The organism is Streptomyces luteogriseus (assembly GCF_014205055.1).
Lineage (GTDB): Bacteria > Actinomycetota > Actinomycetes > Streptomycetales > Streptomycetaceae > Streptomyces > Streptomyces luteogriseus.
Window position 1 is genome coordinate 8,599,842 of sequence record NZ_JACHMS010000001.1, and the last position, 17,520, is coordinate 8,617,361.

The 17,520-nt window shown below is 68.9% G+C and carries 16 protein-coding genes and 4 pseudogenes; 13 read left to right on the forward strand and 7 right to left on the reverse strand.

The annotated features are described in order from the left end of the window. Positions 1–111: 111 nt before the first annotated feature. Positions 112–660: an AAA family ATPase gene (locus BJ965_RS40570; RefSeq protein ID WP_376777967.1), complete on the reverse strand. Its 549-nt coding sequence runs from the start codon at positions 658–660 to the stop codon at positions 112–114. Here BJ965_RS40570 and BJ965_RS38330 point away from each other — a divergent pair. The 4 genes from BJ965_RS38330 (at position 566) to BJ965_RS38345 (ending at position 2,910) form a co-directional block, all read left to right on the forward strand. Continuing rightward, entirely contained in the window at positions 566–1,006 is a 441-nt protein-coding gene (locus BJ965_RS38330) for a hypothetical protein (RefSeq protein WP_184916453.1), read from the forward strand. The genes BJ965_RS40570 and BJ965_RS38330 overlap by 95 nt on opposite strands. Continuing rightward, on the forward strand, positions 1,003–1,884 hold the full coding sequence (locus BJ965_RS38335; RefSeq protein WP_184916456.1) for a sigma-70 family RNA polymerase sigma factor: 882 nt from the start codon (positions 1,003–1,005) through the stop codon (positions 1,882–1,884). Before BJ965_RS38330 ends, BJ965_RS38335 begins: the two co-directional genes overlap by 4 nt. Positions 1,885–1,991: 107 nt before the next feature. Then, a complete protein-coding gene (locus BJ965_RS38340; protein WP_184916459.1) occupies positions 1,992–2,441 on the forward strand; it encodes a carboxymuconolactone decarboxylase family protein in 450 nt (149 codons plus the stop codon). Positions 2,442–2,523: 82 nt separating this feature from the next. Continuing rightward, positions 2,524–2,910 carry a DoxX family protein gene (locus tag BJ965_RS38345; RefSeq protein ID WP_184916462.1) on the forward strand — a complete coding sequence of 129 codons (387 nt, stop codon included), beginning with the start codon at positions 2,524–2,526 and terminating at the stop codon, positions 2,908–2,910. 669 nt (positions 2,911–3,579) lie between these two features. On the opposite strand, the gene BJ965_RS38350 is transcribed toward BJ965_RS38345, so the two are convergent. After that, positions 3,580–3,975: a hypothetical protein gene (locus tag BJ965_RS38350; RefSeq protein WP_313667684.1), complete on the reverse strand. Its 396-nt coding sequence runs from the start codon at positions 3,973–3,975 to the stop codon at positions 3,580–3,582. 187 nt (positions 3,976–4,162) lie between these two features. On the opposite strand from BJ965_RS38350, the pseudogene BJ965_RS39750 reads away from it, so the two are divergent. Both BJ965_RS39750 and car(A) read left to right on the forward strand, forming a co-directional pair. Further along, a pseudogene (locus tag BJ965_RS39750) lies at positions 4,163–4,342 on the forward strand (GTPase HflX); the annotation flags it as partial. A 345-nt stretch (positions 4,343–4,687) separates the two neighbouring features. Continuing rightward, entirely contained in the window at positions 4,688–6,343 is a 1,656-nt protein-coding gene (gene car(A) / locus BJ965_RS38355; protein ID WP_184916465.1) for an ABC-F type ribosomal protection protein Car(A), read from the forward strand. Between the two features lie 655 nt (positions 6,344–6,998). On the opposite strand, the pseudogene BJ965_RS38360 reads toward car(A), so the two are convergent. After that, positions 6,999–7,079: pseudogene (locus BJ965_RS38360) on the reverse strand (IS5/IS1182 family transposase); the annotation flags it as partial. A 641-nt stretch (positions 7,080–7,720) separates the two neighbouring features. Further along, positions 7,721–7,975, reverse strand: a complete 255-nt coding sequence (locus tag BJ965_RS38365) for a hypothetical protein (protein WP_184915845.1) — start codon at positions 7,973–7,975, stop codon at positions 7,721–7,723. Between the two features lie 241 nt (positions 7,976–8,216). On the opposite strand from BJ965_RS38365, the gene BJ965_RS38370 reads away from it, so the two are divergent. Together BJ965_RS38370 and BJ965_RS38375 are read left to right on the forward strand one after the other, a co-directional pair. Continuing rightward, positions 8,217–8,750 carry a DUF7822 domain-containing protein gene (locus BJ965_RS38370; RefSeq protein WP_184916468.1) on the forward strand — a complete coding sequence of 178 codons (534 nt, stop codon included), beginning with the start codon at positions 8,217–8,219 and terminating at the stop codon, positions 8,748–8,750. 288 nt (positions 8,751–9,038) lie between these two features. After that, positions 9,039–9,611, forward strand: a complete 573-nt coding sequence (locus tag BJ965_RS38375; RefSeq protein ID WP_184916471.1) for a hypothetical protein — start codon at positions 9,039–9,041, stop codon at positions 9,609–9,611. Between the two features lie 556 nt (positions 9,612–10,167). Here BJ965_RS38375 and BJ965_RS38380 read toward each other — a convergent pair. Beyond that, positions 10,168–10,596, reverse strand: a pseudogene (locus BJ965_RS38380) (transposase family protein); the annotation flags it as partial. A gap of 195 nt (positions 10,597–10,791) precedes the next feature. On the opposite strand from BJ965_RS38380, the gene BJ965_RS38385 reads away from it, so the two are divergent. After that, positions 10,792–12,333, forward strand: a complete 1,542-nt coding sequence (locus BJ965_RS38385) for an ISL3 family transposase (protein WP_221513315.1) — start codon at positions 10,792–10,794, stop codon at positions 12,331–12,333. Between the two features lie 41 nt (positions 12,334–12,374). Here BJ965_RS38385 and BJ965_RS38390 read toward each other — a convergent pair whose 3' ends face one another. Next, positions 12,375–12,788, reverse strand: a complete 414-nt coding sequence (locus tag BJ965_RS38390; protein WP_313667687.1) for a DUF6086 family protein — start codon at positions 12,786–12,788, stop codon at positions 12,375–12,377. A gap of 438 nt (positions 12,789–13,226) precedes the next feature. Then, the gene (locus BJ965_RS38395) at positions 13,227–13,370 is read right to left on the reverse strand and encodes a hypothetical protein (RefSeq protein ID WP_014677538.1); all 144 of its coding nucleotides are present in this window, start codon (positions 13,368–13,370) and stop codon (positions 13,227–13,229) included. 223 nt (positions 13,371–13,593) lie between these two features. Between BJ965_RS38395 and BJ965_RS38400 the strand changes: the two genes are divergently transcribed. From BJ965_RS38400 to BJ965_RS38415, 4 genes and pseudogenes are all read left to right on the forward strand, one after another. After that, positions 13,594–13,974, forward strand: a complete 381-nt coding sequence (locus tag BJ965_RS38400; RefSeq protein WP_184916474.1) for a hypothetical protein — start codon at positions 13,594–13,596, stop codon at positions 13,972–13,974. Positions 13,975–14,012: 38 nt separating this feature from the next. Next, positions 14,013–14,180 (forward strand): annotated as a pseudogene (locus BJ965_RS38405) (mycothiol transferase); the annotation flags it as partial. Between the two features lie 262 nt (positions 14,181–14,442). Next, positions 14,443–14,823: a hypothetical protein gene (locus tag BJ965_RS38410; protein ID WP_184916480.1), complete on the forward strand. Its 381-nt coding sequence runs from the start codon at positions 14,443–14,445 to the stop codon at positions 14,821–14,823. A 313-nt stretch (positions 14,824–15,136) separates the two neighbouring features. Then, positions 15,137–17,350, forward strand: a complete 2,214-nt coding sequence (locus BJ965_RS38415; protein WP_246546267.1) for a tetratricopeptide repeat protein — start codon at positions 15,137–15,139, stop codon at positions 17,348–17,350. Positions 17,351–17,520 lie beyond the last annotated feature (170 nt).

Below are 17,520 nucleotides of genomic sequence, written 5' to 3' on the forward strand. Positions count from 1 at the left end.
GATCGTCCTGTCACCTGACCACGGGACGCCTCGGTAGTTCGGAGAAGGCAGGAACCGAGGGCCTTCAGCGGGAGGCACACGTGCTACCTGTTCCTCCCTGCGGAGTTGGCTTTAGAGAGGCGTAGCGATGTCATGCGCGGCGGTGAAACCCTCCGTGATCAGGGTCTGCGGGGTTGCTGCACGCGCAAGGGAGTGCTGCCAGGCGAGGATGTCGTCCGGCACCTGCCGGGTGGCCGGCCTCGTGCGGTTGCGGACCCGGCAGGTGTCGAGGTGGGGAAGGAAGCGGAGGGCGACGATGGGGCGTCCGTGGCGGCGGGCCCGCTGAACGATCCCGGCCCGGACGCGCGACTCCACGTTCGTGGATGCGAGATAGAGGGTGGTCCCCTCGCTTGGATGCATCTCCAGCAGGATGTTCTGCTCTGCCACGGCGGCCGGGGTGAGGGACTGGTCGCCCGCGTCGTCTTCCCTGTTGGATCGACGTGTTGGAGCCGATCGAGCAGGGGTGGATTGGGTGCCGGGCTGGCGTCCGTACTGCTCACGACCGCCACTACCAGGAGCCGCCCTCATGAGCCCCACCCCGGACGAACGCGACCGCATCCGCGCCGCGATGGACCGCATCCTGCACGGACGCCCCGAACGCTGCGACGGCGCGCTGACCATCGTCGCCCTCGCCCTCGAAGCCGGCGTCCCACGCAACGCGCTCACCCAGCGCCACACCGACCTGAAGAACGAGTTCTACGCCGAGGTCCGAGCGTGCGGCGGCACCCCGGACAGCGAACGACGTCTAGGCACACAGGCCCGCCGCCTCAAGGAACTCCGGGCAGCTGACGCCGAGAAGATCGCCCGGCTCAAAGCCGACGCCGAGGCCCTCGTCGGCGCCCTGCACCAGGCGACAACCGAGAACCAGCTCCTTCGCCGACAACAGGCCGCTGCCGAACGGTTACCTCGGTGTCATCGGGCCCGTCATGGTCATGACGGAGTTCGCGGGAGGAAGGTAACGACATGACCGGATCAGGTCCGACCGACGTGCTGGCGGGAGCCTTCGAGCAGCAGCGTGAGCGCCTGGTGGCGGTCGCGCACCGGATGCTCGGTTCGCGGGCGGAGGCCGAGGACGCGGTGCAGGAGGCGTGGATCCGGCTGGCGCGGCATGACGCGGCGGCGATCGACAACCTGGCCGGCTGGCTGACCACCGTGGTCGGCCGGGTCTGCCTCGATGTGCTGCGGTCGCGGAAGAACCGGGCCGTGCTGTCGTACGAGGACCGGCTGCCCGAGCTGTTGGTGACCGTGGACGACGGGGCGGCGCCCGAGGACGACGCGGTGCTCGCCGAATCGGTCGGGCTGGCCCTGCTGGTGGTGCTCGACACGCTCACCCCCACGGAGCGGCTGGCGTTCGTCCTGCACGACATGTTCGCGGTGCCCTTCGCCGAGATCGGCGAGCTCATCGGCCGGTCCACCGACGCGACCAAGATGCTCACGAGCCGGGCCCGCCGGAAGGTGCGGGGCACGCCGCTGCCGCAGGAGGAGCCGACGCGGCAGCGCGCGGTGGTCGACGCGTTTCTCGCCGCCGCGCGGAACGGGGACTTCGAAGGGCTCGTCCGGCTGCTCGATCCGCAGGTGACCTGGCGCACGTACCACCCTCAGGGCGTGATGACCACGGTCGGGGCGGCCGAGGTGGCCGGTCCGGTCCTGCGCGGGGCCCGGTCGATGACCGCGGTGCTCCCGGTGCTGGTCAACGGCGAGCCCGGGTTCGTGTCCTGGGGTGCGAACGGCAAGGTGCTCGGCGTGGCGGCGTGCACCGTGGTCGACGGCCGGATCGTCGAGCTCCTGACCGTGAGCGACCGCAAGCGTCTGGACGCCATGGGCCTGCCCGAGCGTCCCGAGTAGAACACGTCGAGCGCATGGGGTTGTTACGTCTTCGCGAGGGGCTTCGTCGTAGGGGTGCAAGCATCCGGAAGACGAAGGAGACCGCGACGGAAACCCGGATCAACCCCATGGCCAACGAGGTCGGGGCGAAGTGGGCCAGGTACATCATCTCGTCGAACACGGTCATCACCGACTCGACGCTGCCGAAGGCGGTGCAGGAACTGGTGAAGATCCGCGCCAGCCAGATCAACGGCTGCGGCGGCTGCCTCGACATGCACACCAAGGACGCGGCGGCCGCCGGCGAGAGCCAGGTGCGGATCAACCTGGTCGGGGCGTGGCGGGAGACGACCGTCTACAGCGAGGCGGAGCGGGCGGCGCTGGAACTCACCGAGCAGGGCACCCGCCTCGCCGACTCCAGCGGCGTCACCGACGAGGCGTGGGCGAACGCGGCGAAGCACTTCGACGAGGACCAGCTCATGGCCCTGGTGGCCCTGATCTGCGCGATCAACGCCTTCAACCGGCTGAACGTGATCACCCGGACGCCCGGCGGCGAGTACCAGCCCGGCCAGTTCGGCTGACACGCCCCCCCAGGCGGACCCGGGACGGCCCCGGGTCCGCCGCCCGCCTCCGCCACCGAAGACATCGCCAAGGACAAGACTCATGAACACCGCACTGTGGATCACCACCGGCCTGCTGACCGCCGTCTTCCTGTTCTCCGGCCTCGGGAAACTGTTCGTCCCTCGGGAGAAGATGGCTGCGATGACCGATGCCGCGCGTTGGGTCCTCGACTTCAAGCCCGGCACCCTCAAGGCCATCGGAGCACTTGAGATCCTCGGCGCAGCGGGCCTCGTCCTGCCCGCCCTACTCGGCATCGCGCCGATCCTGGTGCCGCTGGCGGCCGCCGGCCTGGCCCTGATCATGACCGGCGCCGTGATCCTGCGGGTCCGCCGCGGCGAGCCCAAAGCCGCACTGCTGGACGGGGGCTACCTCGCTCTGACGGCCTTCGTGGCGGTCGGCCGCTTCGCACTGGAACCCTTCACCGGCTGACCGGCCCGCCACGGGGCACCAATGAAACAGGTCAGGGCCTATGCGGCCACCAGCGTAGGTCGCTTCGCGCCTGATGTTGATCAGTGCACACCACCGCGGCGAGAAGGTGAGCGCCGGTGCGTGAGGACGGTGGTGGTAAGGAGCAGGACGAGAGCGGCGCGGATGCGGCCAAGGAACGCAAAAGGACCCCCGGCCGCGCCCTCGTCGGAGGGGCGCGGCCGGGGGCCTCGTTCGCTGGGGTCAGTCGACCAGTGCGATGCCGAGGGCCAGGCATCCCAGCCGTTCCTTGTCCGGCGGGTAGATGCGCCGGATGTTGGCCAGTTGCTCCCTGGAGGGCGCCGTCGACCAGGAGGCTCCCGGGCATCCAGTCGGTGCCCTTGACCATCACCTGGAGGACGTCGGCCTCCGCGAGCGCGGCGAGTTCCTTGACCACGTTGCGGTAGAGCGTGGCGAGGTCGAAGTAGCCTTCGTCGGCGGGCGTGATGGTGGGTGTAGGGGCCGTGACGCAGGAAGACCGCCGACACGCGGGCGAGGCCGCGGCCGGCGCGTTCCACACGGGTGCGCTGTGAGCTGTCGCCACGCGTTGCGACACGAGGGCGTACGTCTTCCATGGGACGGTCACCGTGGCCGCCATCCGCCTATGGCTTAGCCTGGAGTAAAACACCCCGCTCAGAGGTCCATTGCCTCCGGATAGTGGCGGCGAAGTTCGCTGAGCACGCGCTCGTCGACAGCCCTGACGTCCCACAACGAGCTGTCTACTTCGGTCAGGACGACCATCACCCTGTCGTCGGCGGTCCCACGTGCTTCGGCGTCGACCAGCTGGAGGAAGGGGGTCGTCAGCGACAAAAGCGTCAATGTGTCCATGCCGGCGTCAGCAGACCGTCTCTCAATCTCGACGCAGCGAGGATCGACGATCTCGTCAAATTCGACGCGCCACGTCAGGTCCAGGCCGAAGCTGCCGAGGCGGACCAGTAGTTCAGCCAGGGTCACGTAGTGCTTTCCATGCCAGGCAGGAAACGTGATCCCCTTCATCCCCGCCCCTGCTTCGGCCGTATCGCGCGGCACGCGACCCCCTTCGTTTAGCAACAAACCTAGGCCACGGCACTCTGACCACACGACCCGTCCGGCAGGCTCTAGCCCGCAGGCCAGTGTGGGTTCGGCATGCCGTCATCGCTCATGTGCGCCCGCTGCCAGATCCGGCTCCAGCTGAACGGGATCTCCGGCACGAACCGGTGCCGACCATCGATGAGGTGGGGACGCGCACCTGGTGCTGCACGTAGTGGACGGTTCGAACCCGGAGCCTGAGGCGCAACTCGCCTCCGTCCGGGAGGTCCTGGCGGAGGTCGGTGCGGGCGGGCTCAGGGAGGTCGTGGTCGTCAACAAGGCGGACGCCGCCGACCCGGACGTGCTGTCCCGGCTGCTGGCCGCGGAACCGGGACCCGAGTGGGAGGGCCGGAGGAAGGACCGGCCCTCCCGCCCGGTTCCGGCCGGACCGGTTGCCGGTGCAGCTTCGTGTCGTCTACGGTGGCGGTATGGGTTCCCTGTGATCGGTACGTGTGTTCCGCAAGGGCGTGGGATGTCGAGCCTGGCTCCGTCACCGCGTCCTGCCGTGCACGCCTGAGGAGACGGACGCGCTGCGATTCCTTCGCCATGCGCTGTTTCAGCCGAACGGAACCGTTCTCGACGGTCTGATCTATTCGACTGTCTGCTTTTCCTAACGGTCTGTTGTGTGTGCGGCGACATCACATAACCCAGTGCCGATCAGGAGGACTTCTGCGTGTCGACAGCGCAACTCGCTCTGCATGACATCACCAAGCGTTACCAGGAGCACGTCGTGCTCGACCGGATCGGCTTCACCATCAAGCCGGGCGAGAAGGTCGGTGTCATCGGGGACAACGGATCCGGCAAGTCCACGCTGATCAAGCTCATTGCCGGGCAGGAACAGCCGGACAACGGTGCGCTGACGGTGGTCGCGCCCGGTGGCGTCGGCTATCTGGCACAGACGCTGGAGCTGCCGTTGGATGCCACGGTCCAAGACGCCGTCGATCTGGCCCTGGCCGACCTGCGGGAGCTGGAGGAGGGCATGCGCCGGGCCGAGGCCGAGCTGGCCGAACGGCCCTACGAGGCGGGCCAGGACCCCGAACTCGCCCGCCTCCTGGAGAGTTACGCCTCGCTGGTCGACCGGTACCAGGCCCGCGGCGGCTACGAGGCCGACTCCCGGGTGGAGATCGCGCTGCACGGGCTCGGGCTGCCCGGGCTGGAACGCGGCCGTCGGCTGGGCACCCTGTCGGGGGGCGAGCGCTCGCGCCTCGCCCTGGCCGCCACGCTGGCCTCGGAACCCGAGCTGCTGCTGCTGGACGAGCCGACCAACGACCTGGACGACCGGGCGGTGGGCTGGCTGGAGGAACACTTGCGCAAGCACAAAGGCACCGTCGTCGCCGTCACCCACGACCGGCTCTTCCTCGACCGTCTGACCACCACGATCTTGGAGGTCGACTCCGGCAAGGTGGCCCGCTACGGCAACGCCTACGAGGGCTACTTGACGGCCAAGGCGGCGGAACGGCAGCGCCGGCTGCTGGAGTATGAGCAGTGGCGCGCCGAACTGGACCGCAGCCGCGAGCTGATCGCGTCCAACGTGGCGCGCCTGGACGCCATTCCGCGCAAGCTGCCCTTCGCCGTCTTCGGCGCCGGGCAGTTCCGCATGCGCGGGCGGGGCCACGGGGCGATGGTGCGGATCCGCAACGCCAAGGAACGGGTCGTGCGGCTGACCGAAAACCCGGTCGCGTCCCCGCCCGAGCCGCTCACCTTCACCGCCGAGATCACCACCGAGGCCGCACAGCCTCAGGAGACGGTGGCCGAACTCACCGGCGTTCGGGTCGGCGACCGGCTCGGCATCGACTCCCTGCGCCTCGGGCTTGGTGAACGGCTGCTGATCACCGGCCCCAACGGGGCAGGTAAGACGACGCTGCTGCGGGTGCTCTCCGGAGAGCTGGCACCCGACAGCGGTTCGGTGCGGGTGTCGGGCCGGGTGGGACACCTGCGGCAGGAACAGGCACCGTGGCAGAAGGGGATGACCGTCCTCCAGGCGTTCAGCAGCGGACGGGTCGGCGACATCGACGAACACACCCAGGTACTGCTCTCCCTCGGACTGTTCAGCCTGGACGACCTTCGGCATCGGGTGCAGGACCTGTCGTACGGGCAGCGGCGGCGCATCGAACTCGCCCGGCTGGTGGCCGAGCCGGTCGATCTGCTGCTGCTGGACGAACCCACCAATCATCTCTCGCCCGCGCTTGTCGAGGAACTGGAGGAGGCTCTGACCAGCTATCAGGGCACTGTCGTGGTGGTCACCCACGACCGGCGCATGCGGTCCCGCTTCAACGGCGCCCACCTGAAGCTGCGGGACGGGCACGTCGCCGAGTTCACCACCGCCTGATCGACCGGGCCGTGCAAGGGAGGGGCGATACCACGGGGTGTGCCTCTCCGGACGGTCAGAGGCGGACCGCCCCGCCAGACGCCCGGAAAAGGGCTGCCGTTCCAAGGCGGACGGCGGTACGGCGAGAGCCAGGCAGGAGAAGCAGTCGAACACGGTAGCGAGGGCGACCGCGGCCTCCTGATGGGCCAAGGCAGCGCCCAGGCAGCGAGGAGTCCCAGATGCCTGTCCCTCTCGTGCGACGTCACCACGTTGACGACCCGGCCAGGACTGGCGGCCCTCGGAGTGGGACACGGAGCTGCGGCGGATGAATAAGCCGCAGGGCTGACGGCCGTCTCCAGCTCATCAGCCGGCGGCGAGGGCCGTCCCCGTTGGGGGGACGGCCCTCGCCGCCGGCTGAGGCCCGGCTTCCTGTACGACGCGTCCGCCGGGACCCCCCTGGTCCTGGACGTCACCGCGCACACGTCGAAGAGCGAGGTGCGCTGGTACCTGGAACTGAGATGGACCCAGGGCCCCCGCTCGGGCACGCTACGGATCGACGACGGCGGTCACCCGTTCCGCACCGAGGGGTGAAGTAGCGCCGCCCCCTCTTAAGGTCTGCCGTAAATGATCTTCTGGTTGCCTCGGGCATAGGTGGGCCGCTGTGCGGCCCGCGTGTCTATCCCGCGAGAGCGAGGTTGTGCATCCGGGTGATGCCGCGCATGGCCTGGTGGACGCCGTCGCCTTTGAGGCGGCAGTCGCCGTGGTCGACAGGGTGAACGTTGCCTGATGCGGCACTGGAACGTGGTTCGTCCCGCTCCACTTGCCCGCGCGAGCGATATCCGAGGACCGTCCATTTGGCAGGACGGAGGGAGGGGACGGTGAGAACTCCCCGTTTCAAATGCTGCGCGGGTGCGGGACAGGGGAGGTTCTGTGATTCTGCTTGCCCGGCTTCTACCGGTTGTGATGAGGGCTTTCCTGTTCGCTGCAGACGCTCTGGGGGACTCTTCTTCCCTCGTCCCGCCACCCCGGACGAAGCCGCCCTGCTAGCGACAGCACTGGATCACCACACCCTGACAGCGCGGGCTGATCGTGCCCTTCGTGTCGAACCGTCGACGGGGCATCGGGCCAAGCCGTCACCCACCTGACCTGCGCGCCGGGTGAAGGGTCACGACCACGCCACCCCCGGCCCACTGCCGCATCAGACGTACGCCGCTCATGAGCTTGAGCAGTTGTTAGCGCACCGCCTGGCACGCCGTCTGGAAGCCTGGGTCGATGCTGCCCGCACGTTTCAGGCGGCGATCAGCGACTACGCCGTCGAGCAGGGCAGCGCACGGCGCCAGGTCGAGGCGGACGTGAAGAGGGCGGCCCACCTCCGCGGCCGTCCCAGGTGGGGGCTGGCTATTGGGTGGTGTGGGTGAGCCAGCGGTGCAGTGCGGTGTGGATGTGGTCGGGCAGGGTGCTGAGGTGGTCGATGGCCTCGCGGTCGCCGGGCATGGGGGCGACGCCGGCGGTGGTCAGTGCCGCGTGGAGTTCCAGGCGGTGCGCATCCCGCGGGGCGAGGGTGAGGTTGAGGCGCTGAGCGGGGTTGGGCGGTGGCAGCAGGAAGTCGTCGTGTGCCCAGGACGGTCGGTCAGGCGCGGTGGTGTGGGTCATGGGCAGGGTCCTTTCAACGCTTGGGTTGTGGAGGGGGACTTCGCGTGGAGGGAAGCCGGTTGCGGCCGGCGCGAGGGTCCACCCGGATGCAGCAGAGCAGCTTGGACCGCTCCTATAACCTGTTGAACTACGCCCGGACCTGGGGCGGACCCGGGCCGCGACCCTGCCGCGCACTCTGGCCGGCTCTGGACGATTCCGACGGCGTCTGCGTTGTCGGCCCCCGGTGCTAGCGTCGCCATCCATGGCGAACCGTTCCTACCTCTACTCTGCGGACTCGACGCCGAACGAGGCGGAGATCCCCAAGCGGATCCGATGCATATCCGAGCACAACTGGGATATCCCGCTCGCGCACAAGCTCATGGCGGGGCGCGGAACGACGGTCGTTCCGTCCATGATCTGGAACCCTCCGATCGGCATCGCCGCGGACTATGCCGACGGGGCGGCACTGCTGCGCGGCCTCCTGCGCGCGGTCGGCAAGGGCCTGGAGGACGACGCCGAGTTCGCCCGATGCGTTGCCACGACCACGGCCCACCTCGACAAGCAGCAGGCGAAGTACTTCGTCCTGGAGACCGGGGAGATCGTCTCGATGACGGGCGAGGATCCGGCAGCGAGCGTGCGGCGTCTGGCGTCCGAGGACATCCCCGACGCCGTCGCCCAGGCCGAGGCGGCGATCGCCGGCCAGAACGACGACTGGCTGGCCTCGGTCCGAGCCGACTGGCAGAGGCACTTCGGCTCCTTCTACAGCGAGGCGCTCTACTTCTCCTTCCCCAACTGACCGGGTCCGCGGCCGGGTGCCGGGCGTTCCTGCCCGATCCGGAAGACACGACCTAGCCTGGGCGGATCCCAAGGCGGCCTGCAGGGACGCGGCGCTGCGTCGGCCGGAACTCGTCATCTGACGCACCGTTCGCCCTCGATCTCTGGCGCGGCCCCTCACCGGCTCGACGCTGAGAGGTGAGCCTTCATCGACGCTGTTGGCCAGGAGGCAGGGCGGCGAGCCAGACCGGGGGCGATGGATGTCGGAAACGGGCTACGCGGAGGGCGGGTGAGGCGCGAAGATGCTGCCGTGAGTGTCTCGGGGGAGCTGTTGCAGGCGTTGGTGGCTGTGCTGGCAGCTGCGGCGGCGTACGCGGCCGGTCGTGCGCAGGCGAGCGGCGCGAGACGCGGCCCGGTGGATGCGGTACGGCGACAGCATCAACGCGACGCCTACGCGGCGTTTCTGAAAGCCGCCCGGCAGTACGAGCGAGCGACACGGTTCGCGGACCTGGCGCGCGCTGCTCAGGCCGACAACAACGGCTTGGAGCTTGACCGGCAGGCCCTGCTTCGCGAGGTTGTGCGTCGTCGCGCGTGGATCTCCCTTGAACCCATAGCCGAGACGCTGCCCGTCGTGCAGTTGGAAGGCCCCAAGATGCTCGCGGTGTACGCGCAGGAAGCTGCGGACGCAGCGGAAAGACTGGCGCAGGTCGCTCAGACGCTGCTGCCGGCCTTCGCCTTCGGAGACGTACAAAAGCAGTTTGAGCAGGACACCGCCAACCTCCATACCCGGATCACCCACTTCACGGTCGAAGCTCGTGCCTTCCTCGACGACTCGGCGCGACGGCGCACTCGACGGTTCGTGCTGCCCGGCCCCCATCAGTGACTGCCGATGGGAGCCGTGTGGACGGGCGAAATCCCCGCCAAGCGGGTGGCTGAGCGGGCCCAGAACGTGCTCGTCGTATGGGGGCGGCGGCATTGGGCACGACTCGTCCATCGGGGCACCGCCTGAGCCGGCGCCGCCCTGGACGGCTGCTCGTCGTCTGGGACGTCAGCCGTGCCGGCAACCTCACCACCCGGTGCTCGCCCGGGACGCAGTTGCGCGACTGCGAACTGGTGAGCGAGATCTAGCAGCAGCCGCCTCGCGGCTTCAACGCGACGTTGCGGGAGGGCAGCGAGATCGTCGAGCGGGGCCTCGGTCACGACGAAGGCGGCGGCCTGCGTCGGGATGCTGAAGTCGTTCCCGAGCGGTATGGACCGTGGAAGACGCTCTACGAGCGCTTCCGCCGCTGGTCGGCCGACGGGAACGCGCCCGCCACTACGAAGCCCTGGTCACCATCGCCTGCCTACGAATGTGGCTGCCCCGACTTTGCGGACACGGCTTAAAGGGTGTTGCAGAAGGTCGGGCTCGGGCAGGCCGGAGTTGTGCTTGACCTGCTGTTTCACCCAGCCAGGACGAGGTTGTGCATGGTGGCGACGGCCTGGACGGCGTGGTGGAGGCCGTCGCCCCTTTGACGGCAGTCGCGAAGGATCTTCCAGTTCTTCATCCGGGCGAAGGTGTGCTCGACGCGGGCACGGACCCGGCGGTGTTCGGCGTTGTCCTCCTCCTGACCGCGCAGGAGGGGGCGTCCGGCTCGTCGGCGGTGCGGGACGATCAGACCGGTGCCCAGGTAGGCGCCATCCGCGATCACCGTCGTCCCGGCCGCCGCGGCCGGCAGGTCCGACTCCCGCCAGACGTGGGCATCGGCCTTGTTTCCGGGCGCCGGCCGAGCCGAGGCGACGACCAGGCGTGTGTCAGCATCGATGATGACCTGCACGTTCGCCGAGAAGCGGTAGTTGCGGGAGGAGGCGCCGACCTGCCGGTCGCGCACGTGGCTTCGTTGATCTCTAGGGGTTCTGGCTCACTTTCCGTGAGGCGTGCACGGTAAGTGATCGCTGACCGCTCGGGTGAGCCGCTGGGACGTTGCCCGAAAACAATCACTGGTGACCTTGATGTGGCTGACAGTTCGGCGTCATGGAGGAAACGGCGCTGCGGCTGAAGGAACTGCTGTTCGTCGATCGCGGACGTGGCAGTGCTGTCGATAGACGTGAACAACGAGGCGAAACGCATCGAGATCCGCGTGACGACGATCGGCTCGGACTGTCCGGACTGCGGGAGCTGGTCGAGCCGGGTACACAGCTCCTACCTGCGGTTCCCAGCCGATGTGCCTACTGCGGGGCGGCGGGTGATCGTCTGTCTGCACGTCCGCCGGTTCTTCTGCCCGAATGCTTCGTGCGGACGGCTGACGTTCGTCGAGCAGGTGCTGGGGCTGACCCGCCGGCACAGTCGGCGGAGCGAGCGCCTGCGTCAGGTGCTGGCCGCGGTCGGCCTCGCGCTCGCAGGCCGGGCCGGTGCACGGATGGCCCAGGTCTTCGGAGTACCCGTCAGCCGCAGCACCGTGCTGCGGCTGGTCGCCGCACTGCCCGAGCCGCCTCCGGCCCCGCGGGTGGTTGGCGTCGACGAGTACGCCACGCGAAAGGGCCGCGTCTACGGCACGGTCCTGGTCGACGTCGAGACTCGACGCCCCGTGGACCTTCTGCCTGATCGTGAAGCATCCAGCCTGGCCAGGTGGCTCGCTGAGCGGCCCAGCATCGAGGTCGTCTGCCGAGATCGAGCTCCCTTCTTCGCGGAGGGCGCCACGGCCGGGGCGCCCCAAGCGGTCCAGGTCGCCGACAGGTGGCACCTGTGGAACAACCGCGGCGAGGCCACCGAGCGAGCCGTCGCCCGCCACCGCCAGTGCTTACGCGTCTTGGCCCCCGAGCCTGTCGATCAGAGGGCCGAGGAGTCCCCCGAGGAGACACTGGACTCGCCGTGGCAGAGCCAGCGGTTCGCCAACCGCATCCGGGCCAGGCACGCCACCGTCCACGCAATGCTGGAAGCCGGCCACAGCCGCCGCGCGATCGGCCGCCAGCTCCACATGACCCACCGCACCGTCAAGAGCCTTGCCGACGCAGCGAGACCCGAAGACCTCTTCCGCGGCCAGTGGCAGTACAACCGGACCTCCACCCTTGACGAGTACAAGCCCTACCTCGACGAGCGCTGGGACGAAGGCTGCACCAACGCCTGGAAGCTCTGGGAGGAGATAATCCCACTCAGCTACCAGGGCAGCTATGGCATCGTCAGCGCCTACATCAGGAAGAAGCGCACCTCACCCCGTCCGGTCACCGCGCGGCCGCCAGCACCCCGGGTGGTGACCCGATGGATTCTCAGCCGTCCGGAAACCCTCACCGAGCTCGAACAGCTTCGGCTCAAGGCCGTGTTGGCTGAGTGTCCCGAGCTCGATGCACTCGCCGGTCACGTGCGGTCCTTCGCCCGGATGCTCACCGAGCGCCAGGGCGAACGGCTCCCGCGGTGGCTCGACGCAGTCCGCCAGGACGACCTGCCCAGTCTCCACAGCCTCGCCGCAGGCATCGAACGAGACCGCGACGCCGTCATCGCTGGCCTCACCTTGCCCTGGAGTTCCGGTGTTGTTGAAGGACACGTCAACCGAATCAAGATGCTCAAGCGCCAGATGTTCGGCCGAGCCGGCTTCGATCTCCTCCGCAAGCGTGTCCTGCTCTACACGTAGTGCCACGTTCCCGAGTTGCCAGAGGTGCTGGCGGATGAGGCTCAGGGCACCATGTGCCGGACGAGCTCCCGCGACTTCTGCTGTAGTGCGGCTGTCCACTCCTTTGCATGGGGATCCGAAGCCGTCTTGAGATAGTGGCTTTCGGCGCGCTTGGCCGCCTGCCAGCTCACCTCGATGTTCGCTATCTCAGCCAAGGCCAGCACCGTGGCAACGAACCCTTCGGACAGTGTGGCCATGACGGCGTGCCTGGTTTTGCTATGCCAGGCGAGCAAGGCGTCGACAAACGTTGCGAATGCGATGGGGTCGATCTGACACTCATCAGCTTCCATGGGGCCGATGCCGGACGGCAGCCCCACTTCGGCTTGATAGACGGTGACCTGGCTCATGAACAGCCGGGACGCCCCGTTGGACGGGTTCCACAGGGTTCGGTCGCCCAAGTCGTAGTACTGGCTCACGTCAGCCTCTCACTGCTGGTCATAGGAGGTCGACATTACGGTCAGTCAACCCTCCACGGAAAGTGAGCCAGAACCGCAACTCGTGTACAAAGCCACCAGGCTGCTTCAGCGGCGCAGGGTGTCCCATGACGCACACGGATTGGCATCCGTCCGCGCTGTCCTCGGGCGGACCCGTAACCGGGCGTTGCCGTCAGCGCCCCGCGTCGTTGGTCATGCATGACCAAGACAAAGCGCGCCTTTGCAGCTCTCACTTTCACGGTTGCGACCCTCGGCTTCACGGTCTCCACCGCCAACGCCGCGGTCGCAGATCCGTTGCCCCCATCCACGTCCGGCGTGGACCTCGGGGGCATCTTGACGGAGACCCTCATGAGCGTCAGTGGTTTGAGCTACGGGCAGGACGTGACCGAGGCCCGATAACTCATCGGTTGCTGGAAAGGATCACCGCAGCAGGGTGTGGAGCAGGCCGACCACCGCCAGCCCCACAAGAAGCGCGGCTCCGACAGCAGGGTGCAGAAAGGCGATGTACGTGCCACCGGCGCCCGCCAGCAGCAGTACAGCGGTGCGGGTGTCGAGACCGTTCACGTTGAACTCCAAGGCCGGGTGAGACGCGGTCCGTCCGCGTCATGCCGCACCTTGCGGTACGCGAGGGCTAGCCCCGCAACTCTCGCGAAAATTCGCACCCTGGCATGGGAAACCCCCAGCTCAGACGCCGTACCGCCCGGACAGCTCCGTGCCCTTCCGGATGGAAGGCCGACACCAACGGCGTCATGTTCTATTGACGTCTCTATGGTCCCAGCCCTACGCCATGACCCCGGCGAGCCTGCGCCGACTCCGGGGCGACGCCCGCATGCGGCTGACCCTACTGAGGTGGCCCGGTGACATCGCCACGGCGATCGAGGTGCTGTCCCGGCTCGCGTACAAGGCCACCGTGTACGCCCGGCCCGCCGACGCGGCTCTCGCGCGAATGACCGTACGACTGGCCGTGACCGAGGACGAGGCACTGCTGATCGACGTGCAAGACCCGCGCCCGGATGTCCCGCTCAGCAAGGCCGCCATCAACGGTGAAGAGGGAAGGGGCCTGAAGTACGCCCGCCTCCTGGGCGCGACGGTCAGTTGCTCCATCTCAGAGGACGTACGGTCCAAAATCGTGCGGGCCCAGCTACTGCCGGGCGAGGTGTCGCTGTGATCCGCTCGCAGGCCTCCGTCAATGCCGCAGGCCAGTAAGTGCTCGACGGGTGCGCCGATCCGGGCAGGCCGGTCCCTCGAACGTTGCGAGGACGCCCCGGCTCCAGCCTCCGTCGGGCACTCGCCCACATGATCGAGGAGACCGGCCGTCACGCGGGGCACGCGGACGTCCTCCGGGAACTCATCGACGGCTCGACCGGCCGCTGATCTCTGCCGGGGGCCTCAACGCTCCCGGACCCATCCGCGTGTGCTTCGGCCACAGATGTGGGCCCGCATCGCCGGCTTCGTCTCCCGCGCCAGCGTCGGCTCCCGCCGGTTGTGGCGCATCACCTGGTGTGACGCGTGGTGCCGTAAATGATGCCGCCTGTCGGGGAAGTGGTTTTTGGGAAAGTGGCGCGGCCGGATCGGCGGTTCTGGTAGTTCTGGGCTTCACATGGCGGCCGGCGGGTCGCCGTACGAGGGGGATGTCATGTCGAGGAGTTGGACAACAGCGGTGCTGACCGTTGCCGTGCTCGTCATCGTCTCAACGCCGCTGGTGTGGCTGCTGGGCAGTCCGGACGCGGGGCAGCTGACCGGTGCGTCCGTGCAGGCGGCCACTGGCGTGGCGGCGTTGGTGTGGGCTCTGTTCCAACGGGCGACGGACGGATCCGGATCCGCGCGGCGCTCCCGGGACCTGAGCGTCGCGGTGGCGACGGGGCGGGCAGAGGTCGAGGACGGCGGTATCGCCTCCACCGGTGTGCGTCGACCGGCCGGTGCACCGGGTGGATCGGCACGGGCCGAGCGGACCGGCGACGCCGTGGCACGGGGTGAGGGCAGCCGTGCCAGCACCGGGGTCGACTTCGGCGAGTAGGCCGGGCGGAGGACGGGCGCGAGGGGGGAAAGACATGGGGCGTGGCACTGGCGGCCGTAAACGCAAGCGGGGCGGCAAGGCGGTGGGCAAGGGACGACCGCGGTGCGAGCAGCCCGCCGTCCCGCCCGACGCGCGATCCGGCGAGCCGTCCGCTGTGGCGGAGCAGACGGGAGATGCCCTGGCGACGGACGGCGCCACCGCGGTGACCGGTCTGCGGGGTCCCGGGCCAGGCCGGGGGGCCTCGGTACGTCGTACCGGGAATGCCAGCGCCAAGGGCCCCAACGCTTGGGCCGTCTCGGGTGTCGTCAACATAATGCAGGCCCCCTCCGAGCCGCTTCAATGGCCGCAGGTGGTGGGGAGCCCGCCGACGACAGCACTGCCCTTCCAGGAACGTGCCGAGGTTCGGGAACGCATCGAGAGGGAGCGAAACCGGCACGCCACGGTGGTTCTCACCCAGGTGCTGCGCGGTGGTGGCGGAGTAGGCAAGTCCCAGCTTGCCGCCAAGCTGGCCTGGGAGGCGCTCGACGGTGGCACCGACCTGGTGGTATGGGTGAACGCGGCCTACCCCGGCCAGGTGGTCGCCGAATACGCCGCTGCCGCCCGCCGGGTGGAGGCACGCGGTGCGGACGGGCAGGACGCCGAAGCCGACGCTCGGGCGTTTCTGAACTGGCTGGCCGGTACCCAGCGCCGTTGGCTGGTCGTACTCGACGACGTGGGCGACCCCGAGGCGCTCGCGGGCTGGTGGCCGCCGGCTTCCTTGCAGGGCCGTGGCCGTGTGCTGGCCACCACCCGCCGCAGGGACGCCGAGCTGTTCGACGGCCGCGCGAAGGTGGAAGTCGAGGGCTACACCTCGGCAGAGGCCGTCGCCTATCTGGAGGGCCGGCTGACAAAGGCGGGAGCCGACCACTTGCGGGACGGTACGCAGGCCGAACTCGCGACCACGTTGGGGTTGCTGCCCTTGGCGCTGTCGCACGCCGCGGCCTACATGATCAATGAGGATGTGGGGTGCGGGCAGTACCTGCGGCTGTTCCAGGATCGTCACCGGCTGCTCGACGAAGTGCTGCCCGCCGGCGCGGGCAGGGACGGGCACGGGCGGCAGGTCGCCGCGGCGCTGCTGCTGTCCCTGGATGCCGCTCAGGGAGCTGAGCCGGTCGGGCTCGCGGTGCCCGCGCTACGCCTGATAGCTCACCTCGACCCCGCAGGCCATCCTCGCGACTTGTGGCGCTGCGGAGCAGTGCTGCGTTATCTGCGCGCCCATCGCGAACCGCGTCGGCGCCTGCTGTGGCGACGACCCACGACCGGTCCGGAACAGGCACGCGCCGTGCTGCGTCTGCTGCACCGCTACGGGCTGATCACCGACGACTCGGCGCATGGCCCGCGCGCGGTGCGGCTGCACGCACTGACCGCCCGGGCCGCGCGCGAGACGGTGCCCGGCCGAGATGTGTCCGCGACCGTGCGTGCGACCGCGGAAGGGCTGGAGGAGTTGTGGCCGGAGCTGGACCAGACCGATCCGGACCTCGCTGCCGTGCTGCGCTCCAACACCAGTGCCTTGGCGGCATGCGCCGAGGACACCGTGTGGGCCGACGAGGATGCGCGCCTGCTGCTGTGGCGTACCGGCAAGAGCCTGCTGGACGCGGGCGCCTTCACCACGGCGTTCGTCTACTGGGAGGATCTGACCGAACAGGCCGGACGGCGTCTGGGGCAGGGGGACCGTCACACCCTGCTGGCCCGCAACAACCTGGCCTCCGCCTATGGGGCGGCAGGCCGCGTCAAGGACGCCATCGCCCTTCAGGAACGCGGCCTCGCCGACTGTGAGCAGGAGCTCGGCAGCCGGCACCGGGCCACTCTCATCGCCCGGGCCAACCTGGGCGTCTCCTACCAGCAGGCCGGTCGCATCAGCGAGGCCCTCGCCGTGCTGGAGCAGGCCGCCGCGGACCGTGAGCGGCATCTCGGCACCGGCCACCCTGACTTCGAGAACTCCCTGGTGAATCTCGCTCCTTGCTACTGGCATGTGGGCCGCACCGACGAGGCGATCCAGATGCTGGAGCGCATCAACAAGGGCCGCGGTCGCGCCGACGACCCCAACACGCTCACCGTTCGGTACGTCCTCGCCCAGTCCTACCAACTCGCCAGGCGCACCCACGAGGCGATCCGCCTGATGGAGCGGGTCATCGCCGACCGCGAGCGCCAACTGGGGCCCGATCACCCGGAGACCCTCGCCGCACGGGGCAGCCTTGCCGCCTGCTACCTGGAGGACGAACGCAGCCGGGAGGCCATCACTCTGCTGGAGCCCAACGTGGCCGACTGGACGCGCCTCCACGGGCCCCAGCACCCCAGCACCGTCTCCAGCCGGGCTCATCTCGCCAACGCGTACTGGAAGGCCGGCCGTCGTGCGGAAGGGATCGGTCTGCTGGAGACGGTCGTTGCCGATCGCCGGCGGCTGTTTCCCCCTTCGCATCCCGAGACCGTGAAGATGGCTGCCACGCTGAGGCAGTGGCAACGGGAACACCGGTCACGTCGACGCTGACCGACTGCCGCGGACTCCCTCGTCTCCGAGGAGCGAGGCGCTACCGAGAGCTGAGCGAGCAGGTGTTCGCGAGGGACGCGGGGTTACGGCCGGCGGGCAGAGCGGCGGTCTGGGAGGCGGGTGGCCGGTGCCCTGGGACCGGACGATCAATAGGGTCGGCCCGAACAGGG